This is a genomic window from Haliscomenobacter sp. (assembly GCF_041740695.1).
Classification (GTDB): Bacteria; Bacteroidota; Bacteroidia; order Chitinophagales; family Saprospiraceae; genus Haliscomenobacter.
On record NZ_JBGSLK010000072.1, the window covers coordinates 1 to 22323 of the forward strand.

Below are 22323 nucleotides of genomic sequence, written 5' to 3' on the forward strand. Positions count from 1 at the left end.
GTTTTGAAGTGGGCTACCGCAGCGACTTATACCAAGGCTGTGTCAAAGTCGCTGCGGTAGCCCACTTCAAAACTCTAAACTCATGTATTCGTAACTCTTAACTCAAAAAAGCCTTATGCCAAAATCCTTAAACAATACACCACTTAACCTACGATTAGATCATGAAAAAAACACAATCAACCCGCCGTCGATTTTTTAAAACTCTCAGCGCTGGAGCCGCCGCCTTGGGGCTGGGATCGCCTTTTGCTTTGGCTAGCAATGTGAGTAAAGTTGAACCAAGCAAGGAGGAGGATCAACTATTGTTCGTGGGAGACAACATCGCCCTGGCCAACACCAGCTACGGCAAAGTGCGCGGTTACATCTTGCGGAACATTTACCATTTCGTCGGCATTCCCTACGGAGCAGATACTTCCGGCGCCAACCGTTTTATGCCACCGGAAAAACCCAAACCCTGGACAGACATCTACCCTGCACTTTGGTGGGGCAATTCGGCACCCCAACAAATGGAAAACCGCTACGCCAACAAGTTCGCCTCATTCAGAGACCAATGGAACTACGACGATGTCAGCGAAGATTGTTTGCGCATCAATGTATTCACTCCGGGTTATTCCGATGGAAAAAAACGCCCGGTTTTGTTGTGGATGCACGGCGGCGGTTTTTGGAACGGCAACGCCATTGAGCATGAAGGTTACAAAGGCGAAAACCTGGCCCGGCTCGGAGACGTGGTTTTTTGTTCGGTCAACCACCGCTTGGGCCCACTTGGTTTTACCGACCTTTCCGGGGTAGGAGGTGAAAAATATACCTCCTCCGGCAATGTGGGGATGTTGGATTTGGTGGCTGCCCTGGAATGGGTGCGCGAAAACATTGCCAATTTTGGTGGCGACCCCAACAATGTAACCATCATGGGACAATCAGGCGGCGGCTCTAAAGTGTGCACCACCACAGCCATGCCTGCCGCACAAGGTTTATTCAGCAAAGCGGTGGTGTTGAGTGGGGCCAGGGTTGATCTGGGTATTCCCGATCTTTCCAAAAAACTGGGTGCCTATATCCTGAAGGAAGCTGGACTTGAAAACACCCAAGTGGATCAACTCCAACAAATGCCCTGGCAGAAATACTACGAAATAGCCGTCCGAGCTGCGGGAAAATTGGCCGTGGATTCGGGAAAAAGTGCTGCCAGTGCCCCCCAGATCTTTCAGCCGAGGGTAGATGGCAAACACATCCCCGATCACCCCTATTTGCCAAAGGCCTCCCCCTACGCTGCCAAAATCCCCATGATGATTTGTTCGGTGACCAACGAAAGTTCCAGCACCTGGACCGATTCAAGCCGGGAGGCCATCACGCTGGATGGTTTGAAGGAGCAATTCAAAGGCACGTATGGGGAAAAAGCTAGTCCCATTGTAGATGCCTACGCCAAAACATTCCCCAATAAAAAACCAGCGGACATCTGGTCGATGATCACCAATCACCGCCAAAGGTCGGTCCTATTGGCGGATTCCAAATCGAAGCAAGAAGCTCCGGTATTTCTGGCCTGGTTTGGCTGGCAGCCCCCCTTGTTCGACAATCGGCTACGCGCTTTTCACTGCCTGGACATCTGCTTTTGGTTTTACAATACCGACTTGATGTTGTCGCATACGGGTGGAGGAGCACGCCCCCGGGCCTTGTCTCAAAAAATGGCAGGTGCTCTGTTGCAGTTCATGAAAACGGGTGACCCCAATGGAGGCGGACTGCCCAAATGGGCCAAATATTCCTCGGATAAAGGGGAAACCATGTTTCTGGACGATGCTTGCACTTTGCAAAATGACCCTGACCGGGAGGCGCGTAAGACTTTGCCGCCGTATGTGATTAGTTGATTTGCCGCCTGGATTTCATGATTTCGGGATAAAAGGGCATTTTTGCGCTGCGTAAAACATTGTAGAGACGCAAGGCTGTGCGTCTCTACCCCGCCACAAACGCCCAAGCCTGCTCCTCCGACCAATACACATTCCGCTTCCCCGGCGTATAAAACCCACAATGCCCACCATAACGCGGTGTCATCAAGTGAAAATAGGGGGATTGTTCTGCCAGCTCATACGGAAAACAGGACGGGCTCAAAAAAGTATCGTCTTTGGCATTGATCAACAAGGTTGGAATGTGAATGTCGGGAAAAAAAAGGATGCTGCTGTTGCGTTTCCAATATTCTTCTGCACTTGCAAAACCGTGCACAGGAGCCGTAAAAGCCCCGTCAAATTCGCCAAAATTGCGGGGCTTGGGGATGCTGACCTGAAACTGATCGGGGAAACGTTGGGCTTTTTCGTGCATTTTGGGATTCAGTGTGCTCATAAAGCGGTACATGTAAATCCAGTTCTTCAATTTGTTGAACTCAGCATTGGCACTTGGTACATCACAAGGCACGGATATGGCAACGGCCTTTTTGATTTCGGGATACACTTGGGCACCTTTTTCCCCAAGGTATTTCATCACCACATTGCCGCCCAGGCTAAAACCGACCAAGGCAATTTCGCGGTATTGGTTTTTCGCCAAAGCATGTTGCAGCACCAGGTCCAGATCCCCCGTTTCCCCAATGTGGTAGGTGCGCAGCAGCCGATTGTTCTCGCCGCTACATCCGCGAAAATTCATGCCTAGTCCATCCCAGCCCTCCAGGAAAAAGCGCCGGATCATGCCCTTGATGTAACCCCGCTCGGCTGAACTTTCCAGGCCGTGTAATACCACCACCAAGCGGTCACTACCTTGAGTAGCCCAATCCAGATCCAAAAAATCCCCATCGGGGGTATCGATGCGTTCCCGTTCGTAGTGCAAATCAGGTACTGTCCGCCTCAGCGAAGGATAGATGGTATTCACGTAGGTATTGCGGAAAAACCAGGGGGGAAGGTAATCGTCTTTGGAAATAAATGGCATTGGTAAACCTGTGTTAATTAGGCGACATTTTAACGCAAATTTAGTCGTATATTTGGATAATGAAAAGCAGGCTCCAACATACTATGACCTTGTTTTTGCTGTTTTACAGCCTCTCGGGCTTCTCCCAACAGTACTTCAAGTTGCTGGAGAAATCGGTCAAGCCGTATGAGCAAAAAATTGCCCGTTTTTCCAATGGCGACCTGCTGATCTGTGGCTCCCCAGTGCGGGGTGAAACCGCCAACCGCAATGGAGGCATCAATATACTCAGGCTCGATCCCTGTGGTAACACCGTTTGGAGCAAAAACTTCGAGTGGAAGCAAAATTTCATGACCTTCAAAGATGTTAAAATCAGCGCCAACAATGAGGTATACGTCTATGGAACCGCTTACGAAAGTGGCAGCGAATACATTTTTATCTTAAAACTCAGCCCTAAAGGCAATGAGCTGGCTTACCGCATGTTGCACATGGGTACCGTCGACAATTTCACCTACAACATCCAGGTTATGCCCAATGGCAACCTGATGGCTTTTGGCCTCGTCCTGGATTTCAGTACGGCCAAACGAGGCTTCTTGTGTACTTTTGATCAAAGCCTGACCGTACAGTGGGGTAAGGTATTTGCTCCTTTTGAATCGAATGGCGAAGCCATTGTAACCGAAGATGGGGGTTTCCTTTGCCGTTCCGGGGGGTATACCTACAGTTTTAATGCCACAGGAGACCTGTTGTGGGCTACAACTTTCGATTCAGGGGAAAGTGCTGGCGGTTTTTCACCTGTAGGTAGACCGATTGTGGTGGAAGACGGTTATATTTTTGAAGCGCTCAAAAATGACCGGGCTTTTTTTTACAAAATCAACCCAAATGGGAAAATTGTCTGGAATAGTCCCGATTTCAAAACCACTGGCCGCGCTGCCGACCTACAGGTCCTGGAAAATGGCAATTTGTTTGCTGTATACAATGATCCAGGAGCCAATGAAAATCACCCTAGCCAGTTGACCCTGAGTCAAAGTGGTCAAATCAGCCGACAGCGGCGCTTGCTGATTGCACAGTCGCTCCAAACGGATGGCATTTATCAATCCTTGGCCAGCAAAGGCCGGGTTAGCATTATTGGAAGCCAGGATTTAAGGGAGGCTTCAGCGGATCGCTACGCAGGATTTGTGCTGCAAGCTTCCATCGATTCCAGTCAAGGTACCTGTTTTCGTTGGGAAGATTTCAGTTCGACCTCCGCACATACCAGTCCAATCAACGTTGCGCCACAAACGGTCAGTTTTTTCCCTTTCAATCCCCGTTACCTCGAAGCCAAGATTGACAATGCGCCCTGGAAATTCTCCTTTGCGCAAAGTTGTGACCAGACCCAAAATCGTATCGTTCGTATCGATAGCACTTTAAGTTGCGGGCTAGACTGGAGCGTCGAATTGCCCAATGCTAATTTTATTTGGGAAGATGGGACGCCCAATATTGGCCGAACATTTACTGCCCCCGGTATTTACCGCGCTTCCGATTACAACTGTATTGCGCCAACTATCCTGGAATATGAAGTAAAACGAGATCCCTGTGCCTGCTTGGTCTACCTGCCCAATGCTTTTAGCCCTAACGACGATGGCCAGAACGATCAACTGCGCTTGTTCAGCAATTGCCCCCTACAAAACGTGCAGATGAGTGTGTACAGCCGCTGGGGTGATCGTTTGTTTGAGGGCAATAGTGCCGAAGCGCAGTGGGATGGTCAGGCCCGCCAAAAACCAGCCGATCCAGGCGTATACATGGTAGCGGTACGGTATCAGGTATTGGATGAAAGTGGCAATATCCAGGAAGGAACTTTGACGCAAAAGGTGCAATTGTTGAGGAATTAAGGGGGATTTTTTTTATCCTTGTCCTTCTATTTCACCCAAACCACAAACCATTTTCACATGTTCCATTCCCTGTTTGCGCGTAGCATTTCGGCGTTTCTTTCCTTGGGCTTTTTAAGCCTATTTTTTGTTCCACATCATAAACTCCCTACTCAGGCCAAAGCTCCCAAAATAGCCACCATCGCCTACTACATGGGCAATGGCCAAAACCTCGACCAATACAAATGGGAACAAGTCACCCATGTCATTTACAGCTTTTGCCACCTACGGGGTCAACGCCTCGCCGTAGACAATGCCAAAGACAGCATCGCCATCCGCAATCTGGCGGCCCTCAAGAAAAAACACAAGCAGCTCAAAGTTATGCTTTCACTCGGCGGTTGGGGTGGCTGTGAACCTTGTTCTGGGGTCTTTGCCAAAGCGGAAGGCCGCCAGGAATTTGCCCGTTCCGTCAAAGACCTGATGCGGGAATACGGCGCTGACGGCATCGACCTGGATTGGGAATACCCCGGCATCGCTGGTTACCCCGGGCATGCCTTTATGCCCGAAGACAAAGCCAATTTCACCGCTCTGGTGCAGGAATTGCGCCAAGTTTTGGGCAAAAAAGCCATCCTGAGTTTTGCCGCGGGTGGCTTCAGCAGTTTTATTGAAAAATCCATCGAGTGGAATAAGGTGATGCCGCTGGTCAACTATGTGAATTTGATGAGTTATGATCTGGTGAGTGGTTACAGCACCGTTACCGGGCACCATACCCCTATGTTTCCCAATGAAAAGCAGCAGGCTTCTGCCTATGACGGGGTACAGCAGTTGCTAAAAATTGGGGTGCCTGCCGAAAAAATCATCATTGGTGCAGCTTTTTACGCCCGCAGTTGGGTAGAAGTTGAAAACGTCAATCGGGGCTTGTACCAGTCGGGCAAGTTCAAATCCTTTGTGCCTTACCACCGAATTTCCAGCACGTTTACTGCAGAGGAAGGTTTTGTGTTCTATCGAGATTCCGTCTCGCAGGCACCATGGGCCTACAGCCCGCAGCGCAAGGAATTTGCTACTTTTGACGATTACAGTTCCGTAAAACTCAAAACGCAGTACGTGATGAAGCAAAAATTGGGTGGAATTATGTTCTGGCAATTGACCGATGACAAGCCGGGTACGGGTTTGTTGCAGGCGATTTGGGAGGCACAGCAGTAAGGTTTTTGTAAAAAATTGCTCAAATAAAATTACAATGACTATCAATAAATCAGGCATGAAAAAAACGCTCACGCTGCTCTTCCTCCTCATGGGAAGTCTTTCCCTTTTTGCACAAAACCTCACCCAACAAATCCAAGCCTTCGACAGCTACGCCGAAAAAGCCATGCAAAGTTGGCAAATGCCGGGCATGGCCGTAGCCGTGGTAAAAGATGGACAAATTCTCTTCAAAAAAGCTTACGGAGTCCGTCAGCTCGGCACCACCAACACAGTCAACACCCAAACCCAATTCGCTTGCGCCTCCACCACCAAAGCCATGACCGCCGTATGTATGGCCATGCTGATCGATGAAGGCAAAGCCAATTGGGATGATCCGGTGAGCAAACATTTGCCCGAATTTCTGCTCTACGACCCTTACGTTACCCGCGACCTTAAAATTCGCGACCTGTTTACCCACAATAGCGGCGTAGGCAATGCCGATTTTTTGTGGACCATCATGGACGTATCAGGAGAAGAAGTGCTGCGCAAAATGCAGCAGGTAGCGCCCAGTTATCCGCTGCGCGCCAGTTTCATCTACCAGAACATTTTTTACCTGGCCGCGGGGAAAGTGATTGAAAAACTCAGTGGCCAAAAATGGGAGGCCTTCATCCAGGCGCGGATCTTCAAGCCCCTAGGCATGAACAGCACCTACCCTACCCTCAAAAGTACACCCACAGCCAATTTGTCTCAACCCCATTTCCGCGTCAATGGAAGCATCAAAGTGATTGAAGCCAATAGCGCCGACCAGATTGGCCCGGCGGGCAGCGTCCATTCCTGCATCGACGACATGAGCAAATGGATGCTTTGTATGTTGGACAGCAGCAAATACGCCGGGGGCCGCCTCGTGGAGCCACACACCTGGGTTGAGTTGTTTCGCCCGCAGGTGCTTGTTCCCGCTGACCAGTTTTACCCCACCATGCAATTGATCAAACCCAACTGGACGACGTATGCCCTGGGTTGGTTCCAGCACGATTACAAAGGCAAAAAGATCAATTACCATACCGGGAGCCTGGCGGGGGAAATTGCCATGCACGCCCAATTGCCTGAGGCCAAGCTGGGCATTTATGTTTTTGGGAATTTTGACCATGCTGAAGTGCGCCATGCATTGGTCTACAAAGCTTTCGACATTTTTTTTCTTGGAGGCAATCGCGACTGGAATGCAGAATTTTTGACCCTCTACAAGGGCATTCAGGATCAGGCTGATAAAGATGAAGCAGCCTTCAAGGCCAAACAAATTCCCAACACGCAACCGACTAAACGCCTGACTGAATACGTAGGAAAATACACCCATCCGCTGTATGGCGAAGCGGTCGTTGCGCTAGATGACAACAAACTGGTGGTCACCCTCAATCAATTCATCAGCGCGAAATTGGGGCATTGGCATTATGATACCTTCCGAGGGCCTTATGCCCAGGATTGGTATGGCCAGGCCATGGGCACTTTTAGCTTGAATGTGGAGGGTAAGGTGGAGAAATTGACTTATGAGGGGATGGAGTTTATCCGATTCAATTAACCCGCATCCATGCAAACATTTCCCGTTTCCAGTTCCATACTCAGCACTGAGGCGCTTGGTCATTTTTTGCGTAAAAAATATGATTTGAGTGCTGCCTGTACCTGTCAATTGATCAAAGCTGGCATCAATCACACTTACTTCGTAAAGGATCAAAGCCTCAAATGGATTTTTCGGGTGTACAGTTTGAACTGGCGCTCTCGCTTGGAAATTGCTGAAGAAATGCGTTTGCTAACAGCCCTCCGAGATGCCCAAATTCCCGTTTCCCACCCGATGCCAGACGCCGAAGGGGAATACATCCAAACCTTGGTGGCGCCCGAAGGAGAAAGATTTGGTGTGCTTTTTTCCTACGCTGAGGGAGACAAATTGCATAATTTTTCGACTGAAACCCATTTTGAAATTGGGGCCATCATGGCGCGACTGCATCAGGTGACGCAAAATTTCAAGCTGGAAAGGGTTAGCTACAGCCCCGAAGTGTTATTGATCAACTCCACGGCCCAATTCCAGCCCTTTTTACCCCATGATTGCGCTGAAATGGACTTCATCAAAAGCACGCAAAAATACCTGCTCGAATACCTGGCCAACATTCAGGTGCAGGAATTGCGGACAGGTGCCGTCCATTTAGATATTTGGTTCGACAACCTCAACGTCAGCAAAACGGGCGAGGTCACCATTTTTGATTTTGATTTTTGTGGCAATGGCTGGTTGTGCCTGGATGTGGCCTATTACGTTTTACAGGTACACAGTGTAGAAAGGGACAAACCCGAATGTTTGCCCAAAGTACAAAGTTTCATCCGGGGGTACGAATCCGTTACGCCCCTCAGTGCCGAAGAAAAACGGGTGCTCCCGATGCTGGGCGTCTGCCTTTATTTTTTCTACCTGGGCATTCAAAGTCAACGTTTTGAAAACTGGTCCAATACCTTTTTTAACGAATCCTACCTCAAACGTTTCATCAATGTCCTGGTAAAAAGTTATTTTGAGCTTTATACTACAAACAAATAAAATTCATTGGCCATCTAATTCCTTTGGGATGAAAAAATTTATCCTTTGCTGCCTGCTCCTTGGAGCGGCCCAATATGTTTTTGCTCAAAAAACCATCATCAATGTCGACCTCAGCAAAGAGGTTGGGGAGATGCACCCTTTTTGGGCTTGGTTTGGTGCCGACGAGCCCAATTATGCCTACATGCGTGATGGGAAAAAACTCTTGAGTGAACTCAGCGCAATGAGTCCGGTTCCGGTATATTTTCGCGCACACAACCTGCTCACTTCCGGGCACGATACCATGAACCTCAAATGGGGCTCTACCAACGTTTACACCGAAGATGCCAATGGCAAACCCATTTACGATTTCACCATTCTGGACAAAATTTTTGACACCTACCTCCAGCGGGGCATCAAACCGATGGCACAATTCAGCTTCATGCCCGAAGCCCTGTCCACTAATCCTCAACCTTATGAGCACCATTGGCAACCCGGCATGCCTTACGATAAAGTGTACACCGGCTGGGCTTACCCACCCAAAGACTACAAAAAATGGGCTGATTTAGTCTATACCTGGGTCAAACACGCCGTGGAACGATATGGCAAAGCGGAGGTAGAAACTTGGTATTGGGAACTCTGGAACGAGCCCAACATCGGTTACTGGAAAGGCACGGTAGATGAATATTGCAAATTGTACGACTATACTGCCGATGCGGCCAAAAGAGCTTTACCCACAATCAGAATGGGTGGCCCCGAAACCACCGGCCCAAGTTGGAACAAGGCGGCGGATTTTTTAAAAACCTTCCTCACGCACTGCGTTTCGGGGAAAAATTATGCGACTGGAAAAATTGGAGCACCGCTCGACTTCATCACCTTCCACGCCAAAGGAGCGCCCAAAATAGTGGACGGATATGTACAAATGAACATGGGCACCCAACTGCGCGACATCTCCGAAGGTTTCCGGATTGTGGCCTCCTACCCTACCCTCAAGCACTTGCCCATCATCATTGGTGAGTCAGATCCGGAGGGATGTGCGGCCTGTGGCATGAAGACCAACCCTTCCAATGCCTACCGCAATGGCACCATGTATTCCAGTTACACCGCTGCTTCTTTTGCCCGCAAATATGCATTGGCCGATCATTTTAAAGTGAATCTGAGAGGGGCCGTGAGTTGGTCTTTTGAATTTGAAAACCAGCCTTATTTCTATGGTTTCCGCGATTTGGCCACCAATGGCATCGACAAACCCGTGCTGAATGTCTTCCGCATGTTCGCCCTGATGAAGGGCAAACGAGTGGAGGTCAAAGGCAACCAAAATTACAGCTACACCGCAGTTAGAGACTCCAGTGTACGTGGCCCCAAAGCCGACATTGATGGCCTGGCCAGCAAAGACCTGCGCTCAGCCGCCGTGATGCTCTGGCATTACCACGATGATGATGTCAAAACGGGCAAGGCCAGCATCGAACTCAACCTGAAGGGCTTCACTGCCAAAACCCTCAATCTGCACCATTACCGCATCGACGATGAAAACAGCAATGCTTATGAGGTGTGGAAGAAAATGGGCGCGCCCGAAAATCCTTCGGCGGAGCAAATTGCGGTGTTGGAAAAAGCTGGGCAGTTGACGCTGTTGAGTTCGCCAGCCTATGTAAAAACGAACAATGGCGCTTTAAAAATGGAGATTGAATTGCCGAGGCAGGGCGTTTCGTTGTTGAAATTCGATTGGTAAATTTTGAATCAACTGGCAAACATTCAACAAAGACAATCCCTCCCCTTTTTTGCCAAACCAAAAAATCCTGCTAGTTTTGAAACTCACCTCTATCCTAACCAATTTAGTATGAAAAAACTGTTGTGGGTGGTTTTTGGCCTGATGCTATGCAATAGCCTATGGGGTCAAAACCCGAGTACGTATTCCAATCCTTACGAAGCCAAATACTTCGAAAAATTCAAATGGCGCAACATTGGCCCCCTGCGTGGCGGGCGCTCGCTGGGTTGTACCGGGAGTCCTGGTCGGCCCAATGAGTACTACTTCGGTGCCACGGGCGGCGGCTTATGGAAAACCACCGATGGCGGCCAGGAATGGGCACCCGTTACCGATGGAAAAATCTCCTGCTCCTCGATTGGTGCCGTAGCCGTAGCTGAAACCAATCCCGATGTGGTGTACATTGGGGGCGGTGAAATCCAACTGCGCGGCAGCATCACCCAGGGCGACGGGGTGTACAAATCCACTGATGCAGGCAAAAGCTGGCGGCACCTCGGGCTGAAAGAAACTCAAGCTATTTCCCGTATTCGGGTGCATCCCACCAATCCCGATATCGTGTACGTAGGTGCCCTAGGCCACCCCTATGGCGACAACGAAGAACGAGGTTTGTTCCGCTCCATGGACGGAGGCAACACCTGGAAAAAAATCCTTTACGTCAGCCCCAAAGCCGGGGTTGCCGACCTGATCATCGACCGCAAAAACCCAAAAATCATCTACGCCACCACCTGGCAAGTGTACCGCAAAACCTGGAAAATGTGGGGCGGCGGCCCCGATTGTAAACTCTGGAAATCGGTCGACGGTGGTGATACCTGGATCGACCTGAGCCGCAATCCCGGCCTGACTACGGGCACTTTGGGCAAAATTGGCATAACAGTGTCGCCCGTAGACAACAACCGCCTTTGGGCCATCGTCGAAGCCAACGACGGTGGAGTGTACCGCTCTGACGACGCAGGCTGGTCTTGGAAAAAGGTCAACGACGAGCGCAAACTGCGCCAGCGTGCCTTTTATTATTCCCGCATTTATGCCGATCCGTTTGACAAAGATGGTGTGTATTGCCTCAATGTTGATTTTTACAAATCCACCGATGGCGGGGTCAAATTTGACAAACAAATCGAAGGCCCTCACGGCGATTATCACGACCTGTGGATCGACCCCAACAACCCCAAACGCATGATCCTTTCCGACGATGGAGGCGGCAGTGTATCCGTCAATGGTGGGGACAGCTGGACGGAGCAGGATTATTGCACCACGCAGTTGTACCACGTCACGGTGACCAGCGATGTACCCTACCATGTGGCGGGGGCACAGCAAGACAACAGTACCCTGGCCATCCCCAGCGATGGTTGGGGGCATATGCTGGCGGGCGGACCTAATCACGGTTGGTACTACCAGGTCGGCGGCGGCGAAAGTGGCTACATCACCCAGCATCCGGTCAACAAAGATATTTTTTACGCAGGTAGCCAAGGGGCGCTGCTCACCCGTTACGACCGCAGCAATGGGCAGGTACGCGACATCCAGGTGTATCCCCGCTTTTTCTCAGGGGAGCCTTCCAGCGCCTTGCCAGAACGTTGGCAGTGGACTTACCCCATTGTATTTTCACCCAAAGACCCGAATCAGCTGTTCACCTGCTCCCAACACGTGTGGCGCACCAAAGATGATGGACAAAGTTGGGAAAAAATCAGTCCTGACCTGACCTACGCCGATCCTGAAACCTTAGGGCCAACGGGTGGCGAAATCACCAAAGACATGAACGGGCCGGAAATCTACGCCACGGTGTACGCCCTGGCCCCTTCCAACCACGACGTGAATACCATCTGGGCGGGCTCCGATGACGGGCGCATCCACATCACCCGCGACGGGGGCAAATCCTGGCAAGAAATCACCCCCAAAGATCTGCCCAAACACTCGGTTGTCAGCATCATCGACGAATCCCGGCATCAACCCGGTACCGCTTATGTGGCCGTATATCGGTACCAGGTAGACGATCGCCAACCTTATGTGTACCGCACCCGCGACTTTGGCAAAACCTGGACCAAAATCGTCACGGGTATCGCCGATGGGCATTTTGCCCGCGCAGTGAGAGAAGACCACGTGCGGCCAGGGTTGCTGTTTCTGGGCACCGAGCATGGCGCGTACGTGTCCTTTGACGCTGGCGACCATTGGCAGTCCCTACAGTTGAATTTGCCGGATACCCCCATTCGCGATTTGGTGATCAAAGACAATGACGTGGTACTCGGCACCCACGGACGCGGATTCTGGATTCTGGATGACATCCAGCCCTTCCGGCAATTGACGCTCGAAAACCGCAAGCAACCAGCCATTTTGTTCAAACCTGCGGATGCCATGCGGGGAGTGACCACGGCAGTGTTTCAATATTACTTGCAGGAAAAAATGGACTCGGTGAAAATTGAAATCCTGGATGCCCAAGGAAAACTGATTCAGGCCTTCAAGGGCGACAATGCCCCACGTGGTAGCGGCGGTGGCCCCGGCGCTGGCCCCAAACCAGGCGCGGAAGCTGGGCTTAATACTTTCTCCTGGAACCTGCGTTACCCCGGTGCCACCGTTTTTGAAGGCATGATTCTTTGGGGTGCGCGCCCACAAAATGGCCCAAAAGCGCCATTGGGACAGTATCAGGTAAAGTTCAGCGCTGGTGCATACAGCCAAACCTATCCCTTCCAAATCCTGATGAATCCCAACCTGAAAGGCATCACGGCGGCGGATTTACAGGAGCAGTTTGAGGTGGCGATGAAGATACGGGACAAGGAAAGTGCGGGCAACGAAGCGGTGATCCGCATCCGCAACCTCCGCAAACAAATGGAAGCGCGGATGAAGGAAACTACTGATGCCAGCTTTACGGCGGCGGCCAAGGACTTAAACGCCAAACTCACGGTGATCGAAGAGGATTTGTACCAAACCAAAAACCAGAGTGGGCAGGACCCGCTGAACTTCCCGATCAAGTTGGGCAACCGGATTTCGGCGGTGAGGCGCAGTCTGGAATCCGGCGATGCCAAACCAACGGCGGGGGTACACAAGGTTTTTGCAGAGCTAAGCAAAGAATTAGAGGGGCATTTGAGTAAATTGGAGACTACGATTTCGGGGGCGTTGCCGGGCTTGAATAAGCAGTTGACGGCTTTGCAATTGAAGGAGATCAAGGATAAAGCTGAAAAATAAGTGCTTGCTCAAAGTGGGGAAATTTGGGGAATCTCCTTTGTTTTAGTGACACCCAAAGCGACATTTTTTTAAACACAAAGAAAAAAAAGAGGACACAATGGACACAAAGTTAGACGTTGACAACGCTTTGCTTTGTATTCATTATGTCCTCTTTTTTTTCTTTGTGCTAATTTTTGTCGTTTGTGGCACCATTCGAAAAAGCCACCACCCTATCTATCTTTATTTAAAGTGAATATTATAGGTAGCTCCGAGCCCCACGTGTGGAATGTTCCCGCCATTGAGGGGTTTCCGGAATACTTCATTGTAAAACGCAAAGAGGTTCCAATTGTAATTGTGGTACCCCAGTTGTGGTTTCACAAAAAAGCCTCCATTTAGATTGCCAGCATTGGTAACCAGGCTGTGCCCAGCATCCAGGCCAAAAAAGAAGCCTTCCCGGTTAGGATACAAACGAATGAATGCGCCCAAGGGTATCGTCCCAAAATCCCCCAAAACGCCTTTGCCAAAAAAGTGGTTGTACCCTACGCCCAAACCAATCCCCACGTGGTCGGTTTCCATAAATTGGCCTTTCAATTCAAGTCCACCCACAAAATTGCTGATGTTGTTGATCGAACCAGTGGGAACTCCTAGGTTTACTCCGAATTTCAGCCAGGAGTTATTTTTATTGATTTCATCAGTTTGCCCAGATAGATTGCTACAAATTAGCATACTTGCCAGCAATCCAAAAAGTAAATTTTTCATATGCAGTGTTTTGGTTTACAGTACTACATCTAATCCTGTTCCAGGCTAATTAATGTCCATTTAGGCAGTAAAAATGGCTTTTGTCAGAAAAACCGGGGCTTTTTTTCCCCAGAGTGGGAAAGAATAAACCTGATTCAAATAATTTCGCATTAATTTTCTTCCTTCAAAAAATAAACTAGTTTTACCGTCATCATTTGTTACACCTTCATCCATCAATCCTTCACAAAACCATGTCAATGGAAGTTGCTAGCGCTCCGAAACGGGTTATCCTACACGAAGATTGGGCCTCTGTAGCCATCGGATTCACCATTATTGCCCTGGCTGTTGGCTTATTTGTATTGCCAGCACCAGAATACGGCTGGAAAACTGGATCAGAGCTACTCAGCGGGGTGTTTTCGGGGGCTAATTTGGGTAAAATAGTGGCTCAATTCCTCTTTGTTTATGTGGGTGGGATGCTAGGAGTCGTGCTGACTGGTGGCAAGTTGGGTTCTTTTTTGAAAGGATTTCCACTCTTGTTTTTACTCACGCTATTTGCGCAAATTCTGGCGGGCAATGGTTTTATCAAATCCCTCAATCTGGAAGCGGTGATTTTTAGTTTGCTGCTGGGCTTGATCATTCGGCAGGTGTTTGAGCTACCCGCCTGGTTTAGTGCCGCGTTGACTACCGAGTTATTTGTCAAAATTGGTTTGGTGTTGCTGGGTTGTAGTGTGATTTTTTCGGACATCCTCAAAAACGGCACCTTGGGTTTGATTCAATCCCTGGTGGTGGTGCTCAGCGTATGGTATTTTTCCTATTGGCTCTGTCGGCGTTGGAAGATCGATGAAGAAATGTCCTTTATGTTGTCCAGTGCAGTATCCATTTGTGGGGTATCCGCAGCCATTGCTACCGCCGGAGCGATCAATGGCGACAGCAAAAAATTATCCTTTGTGGTGTCGATAGTACTGATTGTGGCTATTCCGATGATGATTTTTATGCCCATGCTGGCCAACTACATGCAATTGTCACAGGAAATCACTGGCGCTTGGTTGGGCGGTACAATTGATACCTCGGGTGCGGTGGTTGCTTCGGGTACCATGGTGGGTGAAAAGGCCTTGGAAGTGAGCACCATTGTGAAGTTTTCACAAAACGTATTGCTGGGTATCGCGGCCTTTTTCATCAGTTTGTACTGGACTTTGACGGGCAAACAGTCTGAAGGCGTAGCGGTGGAAAAACCGACAGTCAAAATAATCTGGGATCGTTTCCCCAAGTTTGTGTTGGGCTTTCTGGTAGCCTCTTTGGTCTTTTCTTTTTTGCTGGAGCCCGATACGGTCAAAGAAGTAAAGGGCCATTTAAAGAATATACAGACTTTGTGGTTTGGACTGGCTTTTACAAGTATTGGTTTGGAAACGAAGTTTTCCGACTTGTTTAAGGATGGGTTTAGAAAGCCGTTTTGGGCGTTTTTGATCGCTCAGTTTTTCAACATTATAGTCACCCTGGTTTTGGCTTATCTCTTGTTTCGGTAGGAAAGCGACATTATTTATTAGCACAAAGGGAAAAAAAGAGGGCACAAAAGACACAAAGTTAGACGTTGATAACGCTTCGCTTGGTGTCCTTTGTGCCCTCTTTTTTTCCCTTTGTGGCAATAAAATGCCGCTTTGGCATTACACTGTGCCCATGTTACGCCGAAAACGAAGTCCCACAGCCACAAGTTTCCTTGGCATTCGGATTATTGAAAGCAAAGCCACGGTTTTCCAAACCCTCTTGCCAGTCAATTTCCATCCCCAGCAGGTAAATGGCGTGACTTTTTTGCATCAATACGGTGACTCCCTCGATCTCGTAAGTGGAATCGTTGTCTTTGGGCTCATCGAATCCCAACATATAGGAAAACCCCGAGCAGCCGCCACCTTTCACACCGATGCGTAGGGCATAGTTATCGGGAATATTTTGTTCCGCTTTAATGCGTTGTAGTTGTTTAACAGCGCCAGCGGTTAGCGTAATCGGTTTTGCTTCAGTCAACACTTCGCTCATCCTGTAGTTTATTTAGATTGAATCTACGTGCAAAGATACAATTTTTGAAACACCAGCAATGCTTTTTTGGTTGTGTGTACAAGAAAAATTTCGGGAAAATCGTTGTAAGCCGCTACCTTTGTAAGTGGTTGAGAAAGTTGAGGGAGGTTGAGTAAGGTTGAGGCTACCGCAGCGAATTAGGCAAGGCCAATGTCTAGGACGCTGCGGTAGCCTCAACCTTCCTCAACTTTCCTCAACCTTTCTCAACCAGTTTTAACCGAAAAATACAACTATGGATTTGATGCCCGCTTTGCTCGAGGTTTTGAAATTTGCCATTGCCGCCTTGATTGTGTACGCCATTCTCAAAGATTTATTAAAGAGTTACTTTGAGTCCCGGGCAGCGCTACCCCTGCCCGTTCAACAAACGCCTACGGCACTTCCAGCCACTGACAGCCTGCTTACCATACGTTTACAGGCCTATGAGCGCATGGCGCTTTATTGCGAACGGATTGCACCTGAAAACCTGTTGATGCGCCTTCGCCCAGATGATGTGAACATCGCCGAGTACAAATTGGCATTGATGATGAACATCCGGCAGGAGTACGAGCACAACGTCACCCAACAGATCTACCTCTCGCCACAACTGTGGCAAATCATCAAACTGGCTGGCGATGATACCTTAAATGTGATTGCCCACGCATCCGAAGGTTTGGACAACAAAGCCGATGCACGCCAACTGCACGACATCATCATCAATATTTCGGCACAACGCGGTGGTGGTGCCTCTGAAAAAGCATTACAAGCCTTGAAAACTGAAGTGGCGAGCTTTTTAGGATAAATCGAATGACGAATAATCCGAATGACGAATGACGAATTTGGAGTTACCCTAAAATTCGTCATTCGTCATTCGAACCATTCGTCATTCCCCCTCATGGATTTGCATTTTTTCGTTATCTTGTCCTGGACAAATAAACACCAAACGGAAAAACCAAATTTGCCATGTCTACACGTCGGAATTTTCTCCAAAAATTCAGTGCATTGGCCGCATTAGGGGCCACTCCACCTTTTTTAGACAGTGCTCAGGGTAAGAGCTTTTTGCAAAGCATCGATCGCATCAATGCCCTGAGTGTAGAAGACAGCGTCCAGGATGAAACCTTTTGGTATCAGGTCCGTCAAGCCTATACCGTCTCGTCAGCCCTGATCAACCTCAACAATGGGGGGGTCTGTCCGCAACCCAAGGTGGTACAAGAGGCCGTCGAGCGCTACAATCGCCTAAGCAACGAAACACCCTCTTACTACATGTGGCGTACCCTGGACGAAGGCCGTGAACCCCTGCGCCGACGTTTGGCTGATTTGGCCGGAGTATCTCAAGAAGAAGTGGCCATCAACCGCAACTCCTCTGAAGCCTTGGAAACCATCATATTTGGCCTGCGCCTGAAAGCTGGTGATGAGGTAGTGCTGACCAAGCAAGATTATCCCAACATGATCAATGCCTGGAAACAGCGGGAAAAACGGGATGGCATCGTCCTGAAATGGATCAACCTGGAATTGCCTTCCGAAGATAAAAACTACCTGGTCAAAAGTTATGTAGACGCATTCAGCGCCAAAACCAAGGTGGTACAAATTACCCACCTCATCAACTGGATTGGTCAAATCCTGCCCGTCAAAGAAATTGCCAGAGAAGCCCACAAACGGGGCATTGAAGTGCTAGTCGACGGTGCGCATACCTTTGCCCATTTCCAATATTCGGTAGCTGATCTGGACTGTGATTATTATGGAACCAGCCTGCACAAGTGGCTTTGCGCCCCCTTTGGGAGTGGGATGTTGTATGTGAAGAAGGAAAAAATCAAAAACCTGTACCCGCTATTGGCTGCTCCAGATGCAGAAAGTGAAGACATCCGCAAGTTTGAAAACCTGGGTACCCGTTCCTTTGCCATTGAACAGGGCATCAATCAGGCCATTGACTTCCACGAAATGATCGGGGGCGAGCGCAAAGAAAAACGCCTGCATTACCTAAAAAACTACTGGGCGGAAAAAGCCAATGCCATGCCCAGAGTGAAGGTCAAAACCTCGCTCAAGCTCGAGTATGGCTGCGCCATTGGACTGTTGACCATTGAAGGTAAAAAGCCGGGTGACATCGCCAGTTTTTTCCATCAAAACTATAAAATTCACTGTGTAGGTATTGAATGGGAAAACATCAAAGGGGTGCGCATTACCCCAAATGTATATACCACTACGCGGGAGTTGGATACCCTGGTGAAAGCGATTGAGCAGTTCAGCAAGCAGGTTTAAGTTCTAAATTCAGGCCTGGCTGAACAGTATACCATGTCATAGTATGCTGTTCAGCCAGAATAGGCCCCAATTCAACTTCATATCCATTCGGAAGCCAATTCTTTCCATTCGGAAACCAGTCCGTACCATTGGGCGAATAATCCTCTAATTCCCGGATGATTTGTAATTATCTTTGAATTGAATCTTTCCAAGCACCAATGCCTGAGCATGAGATATTTTACGCTGTTTTTGCTGTTGTGTAGCCATTCTGCTTTTGCTCAAAAGCAGGATTTGTTGCACATTGATAGCATCCCACCTCAGGGCCTTGTACTCAATCAGGGCTGGAAAATGCAGGCGGGCGATGATCCCGAATGGGCGAAAACAACCTACGATGACTCCCAATGGGCATCCATTGATCCTACCCAAGACTTCAAAAACATCCCTCAACTTTGGGAGTCCAAAACAGTATGGTTTCGCCTCAAATTCACTGTTGATAGCAGTTTTACACAAAGAGCGCTAGCCTGCCTCGTAGCCCAAACCGGGGCTTCAGAAATATTTTTAAACGGCAAAATGATTGGCAGCTTTGGAAAAATAGCTGATCAAAATGGCAAGGTAGTGGCCTTCACGCCGAGGAAGGGGACTTCCCTGGGGCTTCCACTACACCGTACTGGCGTGCAGGTTTTGGCCGTTCGTTTTGCAGTGCAAAAAAATCTGCCATACATTGTTTTTGCTGACCGTCGAAACGTTGCACTCTCCTTGCGTTTATTCGAAATCAAAACTCTGGGCAATTTTTTACTCAATGACCTCACCCCTTATTTTGATTTCAGTGGTTTTGGCCTTTACATTATTCTGACAGTAATTCACTTTGCTTTATTCCGCTTTAATAAAAAAGAAAAGACTAATCTGTATTTCTTTTTGTATGCTTTGGGGACTCTTTTTTCCCTCTTTTTAGTCTCAGTAGTGTATCGACACGTAGACTTAGCCAGTACCAAAATTCTTTTCCTCAGTTCCGTATGTATTTTGGGTGGACTCAGTTTGTTTTGCTTTATACAGGCGACCTATTGTATTTTTAAAACCCCCAAAGGCTTCAATTACTGGTTCTTGATCCTTTATTTATTTTTCAGTTCGATCTTTTTGTTTTACAACTACAACCATGGTTTTAACCTGGGTTTTAACCTGGCAAAGTTACTGGTCTTATTTGAAACAGGGCGCATTACTTGGTTGGCTACCCGAAAAAAACAAAGAGGAGCCAGGATTATTTTTGTTGGATTAATTGGTTTTTTGGTTTTTTACGCCCTCTTTTATTTGTTTTATTGGCGTTACATCCCGGCTGGTCCCAATTGGATTTGGGGCCATCTTGCGTTCAACTTTAGTTTCATTAGTATACCCATTGCAGTTTCTATTTACCTCGCCCTAGAGTCTTCTTTTGCCAGCCAAACCTTAGTTGAAAAGTTAAAGGAAGTAGAGCTATTGTCGCAACGCAGCTTGGCCCAAGAGCAGGAAAAACAAGAAATACTCGCCAACCAAAACGAAACCCTTGAGCGTCAGGTAGCCGAGCGTACCACCGAACTTCAACAATCGCTCGAAACGTTGCAGAGTACCCAAACGCAGCTCGTCCAACGCGAAAAAATGGCTGCTCTCGGTGAACTCACCGCTGGTATCGCCCACGAAATCCAAAATCCGCTCAACTTTGTGAACAACTTTGCCGAAGTCAGCAGTGAAATGGTCGATGAGCTCCAAACGGAAATCACCCGTGGCAATACAGAAGAGGTACAAAGTATCGCCACTGATCTGAAACAAAATCTGGATAAAATCAATCACCACGGCAAACGCGCCAGCAGCATTGTCAAAAACATGCTGGAACATTCCCGCACTAGTCCTGGCCAGAAAACAGCGACCGACCTCAATGCCCTCATCGATGAATGTCTGCGCCTGAGTTACCATGGCTTGCGGTCCCAAATCAAAGGATTCCAGGCCGATTACGCTTTACAACTGGCAGATCAGCTACCTTTGGTTACCTTGGTTTCACAAGACATGGGCCGGGTTTTGCTCAATTTGTTCAACAATGCTTTTTATGCCGTTGATCAACGACAAAAGTTAGGTGTGTATAAAGACTATCTACCCAAAGTCATCGCCAGCAGCAAGGTGAACGACCAAGGTATTGAAATCAGGATCAGTGACAACGGCACGGGGATACCCATAGCTTTACAGGACAAAATTTTCCAACCCTTTTTCACCACCAAACCAAGTGGAGAAGGAACAGGACTGGGCTTGTCGCTCAGTTACGACATCATCACGAAAGGGCATCAAGGAAACCTCCGAGTTGAATCCGTTGAAGGCCATGGAACTACCTTTATCATCGAATTACCGCGTATTTAACCCACTAAAACCCGTTCAAAATGAGCATCCTAGTTGTTGACGACGAAACCGATATCCGCGCACTTTTTGAGCAAAAGTTTCGGAAAGAAATCCGGGATAAAGCTTTTACTTTTGAATTTGCACACTCCGGCGAAGCAGCCCTGGAGTTACTAAAAAAAACGGACAGTAACATCATCCTGATTTTATCCGACATCAATATGCCGGGCATGAGTGGCTTGGAGTTGTTGAGGAGAGTCCGGGGAATCTACCCCGCAGCGCCGCCCAAAGTATTCATGCTCACGGCATATGGAGACAAAGAAAACCGTGAACGAGCCAATGTACTCGGTGCCGATGATTTCCTGACCAAACCAATCGATTTTAGTAACCTCAAAGAAAAACTACATGAATAAAGTCCTGGTCGTTGACGATGAGCAAGATCTGGAAATCCTGATCAAACAAAAGTTACGTCGCCAAATCCGCGAAGGTAAATACGAATTTTTCTTTGCCTGCGATGGTTTGGAAGCGCTCAAAATCATCAACAGCGACCCCACTATTCATACCATCCTGAGCGACATCAATATGCCCAAACTGGATGGGCTCAGCCTTTTGCTTAAATTACACGAAATTAACCCTTTAATCAAAACGGTAATTGTTTCGGCTTACGGCGACATGGACAATATTCGTCTGGCCATGAATCGGGGCGCTTTTGATTTTTTGTGCAAACCCATCAATTTTGATGACCTCGAAACCACGATTGACAAAACCCTGAGTTACGTGAGTCAATTACAAAATACGGTTCAAGCCCTGCGGGAGAATAACATTCTGAAAATGTATGTCGACCCCACCGTTTTGAATTTTATGGCCTGTTGTGATTTTGAACGAAGTCTTTTTTCCAATGAAACCATCGAAGCCTCGGTTGTTTCTATTGACATTTGTGGGTTTACCACCATTGCAGAAAACGAAGCGCCGGATGTGGTGGTCACAATTTTGAACAAATATTTCGACCTGATTGTCAAAGAAGTAACCAATCACGGTGGCTATGTCGATAAATTTATGGGTGATGCAGTGATGGCGGTGTTTAGAGGTGATTTTCATGCGGATAAAGCAGTAGAGGCATCTTTGGCGGTAGTCAAACAAATCTGTGCCATCCAAAGAGAAGAAAATGTGGGGGTCACGTATAGCCCCAATGTATCGATTGGCATCAACAGTGGGGAAATGGTGTCGGGCAACATTGGTTCTGTTTCCCTAAAACGCCTGGATTACACAGTCATCGGCGATGTAGTCAATACCGCCCAGCGCATCCAGTCCAATGGAGGGCCGGGGGAAGTACTGGTGGGAGAAAACACTTATCAGCTGATCAAACAAGCCTTTGTTTGTCAACGCAAAGATGATATAGTTGTAAAAAACAAAACGCTTCCTGTACGCATGTATGAGGTGGTGGAATAATCGGCTTCATTACGCCCCACCAATAAAGCGAAAACAATAGCAACCATAAGCGCCCTAGGCGCGTAAACCCTGAGGTGCCCCTTAGGTGCCTTTAGTTTCTTAGGTGGTGAATAAAAAAGTCTTCTTTCACCACCTAAGAAACTAAAGGCACT

The 22323-nt window shown here is 48.3% G+C and carries 16 protein-coding genes; 13 read left to right on the plus strand and 3 right to left on the minus strand.

Annotation, left to right across the window (positions count from 1 at the left end; genetic code table 11):
• Window positions 1-161 precede the first annotated feature (161 nt).
• Window positions 162-1850, plus strand: coding sequence for a carboxylesterase family protein (locus ACEW9O_RS15075; RefSeq protein ID WP_373551001.1), 1689 nt, complete (start codon window positions 162-164; stop codon window positions 1848-1850).
• 85 nt (window positions 1851-1935) lie between these two features.
• On the opposite strand, the gene ACEW9O_RS15080 is transcribed toward ACEW9O_RS15075, so the two are convergent.
• Window positions 1936-2895: a YheT family hydrolase gene (locus ACEW9O_RS15080; protein ID WP_373551002.1), complete on the minus strand. Its 960-nt coding sequence runs from the start codon at window positions 2893-2895 to the stop codon at window positions 1936-1938.
• Between the two features lie 83 nt (window positions 2896-2978).
• Here ACEW9O_RS15080 and ACEW9O_RS15085 point away from each other — a divergent pair, with 83 nt between their 5' ends.
• From ACEW9O_RS15085 to ACEW9O_RS15110, 6 genes are all read left to right on the plus strand, one after another.
• Window positions 2979-4739 (plus strand): gliding motility-associated C-terminal domain-containing protein, encoded by a 1761-nt coding sequence (locus ACEW9O_RS15085; protein WP_373551003.1) that lies wholly within the window; start codon window positions 2979-2981, stop codon window positions 4737-4739.
• Between the two features lie 57 nt (window positions 4740-4796).
• The gene (locus tag ACEW9O_RS15090) at window positions 4797-5918 is read left to right on the plus strand and encodes a glycoside hydrolase family 18 protein (RefSeq protein ID WP_373551004.1); all 1122 of its coding nucleotides are present in this window, start codon (window positions 4797-4799) and stop codon (window positions 5916-5918) included.
• A gap of 55 nt (window positions 5919-5973) precedes the next feature.
• Window positions 5974-7467 (plus strand): serine hydrolase, encoded by a 1494-nt coding sequence (locus ACEW9O_RS15095; protein WP_373551005.1) that lies wholly within the window; start codon window positions 5974-5976, stop codon window positions 7465-7467.
• Between the two features lie 9 nt (window positions 7468-7476).
• A complete protein-coding gene (locus ACEW9O_RS15100) occupies window positions 7477-8466 on the plus strand; it encodes a phosphotransferase enzyme family protein (RefSeq protein WP_373551006.1) in 990 nt (329 codons plus the stop codon).
• A 28-nt stretch (window positions 8467-8494) separates the two neighbouring features.
• Entirely contained in the window at window positions 8495-10168 is a 1674-nt protein-coding gene (locus ACEW9O_RS15105) for a beta-xylosidase (protein WP_373551007.1), read from the plus strand.
• Window positions 10169-10276: 108 nt separating this feature from the next.
• Window positions 10277-13372: a glycosyl hydrolase gene (locus ACEW9O_RS15110; protein WP_373551008.1), complete on the plus strand. Its 3096-nt coding sequence runs from the start codon at window positions 10277-10279 to the stop codon at window positions 13370-13372.
• Window positions 13373-13591: 219 nt separating this feature from the next.
• On the opposite strand, the gene ACEW9O_RS15115 is transcribed toward ACEW9O_RS15110, so the two are convergent.
• Complete coding sequence (locus ACEW9O_RS15115; RefSeq protein ID WP_373551009.1) at window positions 13592-14110, minus strand: hypothetical protein; 519 nt, start codon at window positions 14108-14110, stop codon at window positions 13592-13594.
• A 236-nt stretch (window positions 14111-14346) separates the two neighbouring features.
• Between ACEW9O_RS15115 and ACEW9O_RS15120 the strand changes: the two genes are divergently transcribed.
• Window positions 14347-15612, plus strand: a complete 1266-nt coding sequence (locus ACEW9O_RS15120) for a YeiH family protein (protein WP_373551010.1) — start codon at window positions 14347-14349, stop codon at window positions 15610-15612.
• Between the two features lie 154 nt (window positions 15613-15766).
• Here ACEW9O_RS15120 and ACEW9O_RS15125 read toward each other — a convergent pair whose 3' ends face one another.
• Window positions 15767-16117: a HesB/IscA family protein gene (locus tag ACEW9O_RS15125; protein WP_373551011.1), complete on the minus strand. Its 351-nt coding sequence runs from the start codon at window positions 16115-16117 to the stop codon at window positions 15767-15769.
• A 280-nt stretch (window positions 16118-16397) separates the two neighbouring features.
• Here ACEW9O_RS15125 and ACEW9O_RS15130 point away from each other — a divergent pair, with 280 nt between their 5' ends.
• From ACEW9O_RS15130 to ACEW9O_RS15150, 5 genes are all read left to right on the plus strand, one after another.
• On the plus strand, window positions 16398-16934 hold the full coding sequence (locus tag ACEW9O_RS15130) for a hypothetical protein (protein WP_373551012.1): 537 nt from the start codon (window positions 16398-16400) through the stop codon (window positions 16932-16934).
• A gap of 161 nt (window positions 16935-17095) precedes the next feature.
• Complete coding sequence (locus ACEW9O_RS15135; RefSeq protein ID WP_373551013.1) at window positions 17096-18388, plus strand: aminotransferase class V-fold PLP-dependent enzyme; 1293 nt, start codon at window positions 17096-17098, stop codon at window positions 18386-18388.
• A gap of 207 nt (window positions 18389-18595) precedes the next feature.
• Window positions 18596-20746, plus strand: a complete 2151-nt coding sequence (locus ACEW9O_RS15140; RefSeq protein WP_373551014.1) for an ATP-binding protein — start codon at window positions 18596-18598, stop codon at window positions 20744-20746.
• 20 nt (window positions 20747-20766) lie between these two features.
• Window positions 20767-21135, plus strand: a complete 369-nt coding sequence (locus ACEW9O_RS15145; RefSeq protein WP_373551015.1) for a response regulator — start codon at window positions 20767-20769, stop codon at window positions 21133-21135.
• Window positions 21128-22171 carry an adenylate/guanylate cyclase domain-containing protein gene (locus ACEW9O_RS15150; protein ID WP_373551016.1) on the plus strand — a complete coding sequence of 348 codons (1044 nt, stop codon included), beginning with the start codon at window positions 21128-21130 and terminating at the stop codon, window positions 22169-22171. The genes ACEW9O_RS15145 and ACEW9O_RS15150 overlap by 8 nt, the downstream gene beginning before the upstream one ends.
• Window positions 22172-22323: the final 152 nt, after the last annotated feature.

What these genes read in the sequence shown, in the direction of transcription:
- ACEW9O_RS15130 (WP_373551012.1), top strand. Translation starts at nt 16,398, where the DNA reads ATGCCCGCTTTGCTCGAGGTTTTGAAATTTGCCATTGCCGCCTTGATT.
- ACEW9O_RS15105 (WP_373551007.1), top strand. Translation starts at nt 8,495, where the DNA reads ATGAAAAAATTTATCCTTTGCTGCCTGCTCCTTGGAGCGGCCCAATAT.
- ACEW9O_RS15150 (WP_373551016.1), top strand. Translation starts at nt 21,128, where the DNA reads ATGAATAAAGTCCTGGTCGTTGACGATGAGCAAGATCTGGAAATCCTG.
- ACEW9O_RS15110 (WP_373551008.1), top strand. Translation starts at nt 10,277, where the DNA reads ATGAAAAAACTGTTGTGGGTGGTTTTTGGCCTGATGCTATGCAATAGC.
- ACEW9O_RS15145 (WP_373551015.1), top strand. Translation starts at nt 20,767, where the DNA reads ATGAGCATCCTAGTTGTTGACGACGAAACCGATATCCGCGCACTTTTT.
- ACEW9O_RS15135 (WP_373551013.1), top strand. Translation starts at nt 17,096, where the DNA reads ATGTCTACACGTCGGAATTTTCTCCAAAAATTCAGTGCATTGGCCGCA.
- ACEW9O_RS15120 (WP_373551010.1), top strand. Translation starts at nt 14,347, where the DNA reads ATGGAAGTTGCTAGCGCTCCGAAACGGGTTATCCTACACGAAGATTGG.
- ACEW9O_RS15085 (WP_373551003.1), top strand. Translation starts at nt 2,979, where the DNA reads ATGACCTTGTTTTTGCTGTTTTACAGCCTCTCGGGCTTCTCCCAACAG.
- ACEW9O_RS15095 (WP_373551005.1), top strand. Translation starts at nt 5,974, where the DNA reads ATGAAAAAAACGCTCACGCTGCTCTTCCTCCTCATGGGAAGTCTTTCC.
- ACEW9O_RS15100 (WP_373551006.1), top strand. Translation starts at nt 7,477, where the DNA reads ATGCAAACATTTCCCGTTTCCAGTTCCATACTCAGCACTGAGGCGCTT.
- ACEW9O_RS15075 (WP_373551001.1), top strand. Translation starts at nt 162, where the DNA reads ATGAAAAAAACACAATCAACCCGCCGTCGATTTTTTAAAACTCTCAGC.
- ACEW9O_RS15080 (WP_373551002.1), bottom strand. Translation starts at nt 2,895, where the DNA reads ATGCCATTTATTTCCAAAGACGATTACCTTCCCCCCTGGTTTTTCCGC.
- ACEW9O_RS15115 (WP_373551009.1), bottom strand. Translation starts at nt 14,110, where the DNA reads ATGAAAAATTTACTTTTTGGATTGCTGGCAAGTATGCTAATTTGTAGC.
- ACEW9O_RS15125 (WP_373551011.1), bottom strand. Translation starts at nt 16,117, where the DNA reads ATGAGCGAAGTGTTGACTGAAGCAAAACCGATTACGCTAACCGCTGGC.
- ACEW9O_RS15090 (WP_373551004.1), top strand. Translation starts at nt 4,797, where the DNA reads ATGTTCCATTCCCTGTTTGCGCGTAGCATTTCGGCGTTTCTTTCCTTG.
- ACEW9O_RS15140 (WP_373551014.1), top strand. Translation starts at nt 18,596, where the DNA reads ATGAGATATTTTACGCTGTTTTTGCTGTTGTGTAGCCATTCTGCTTTT.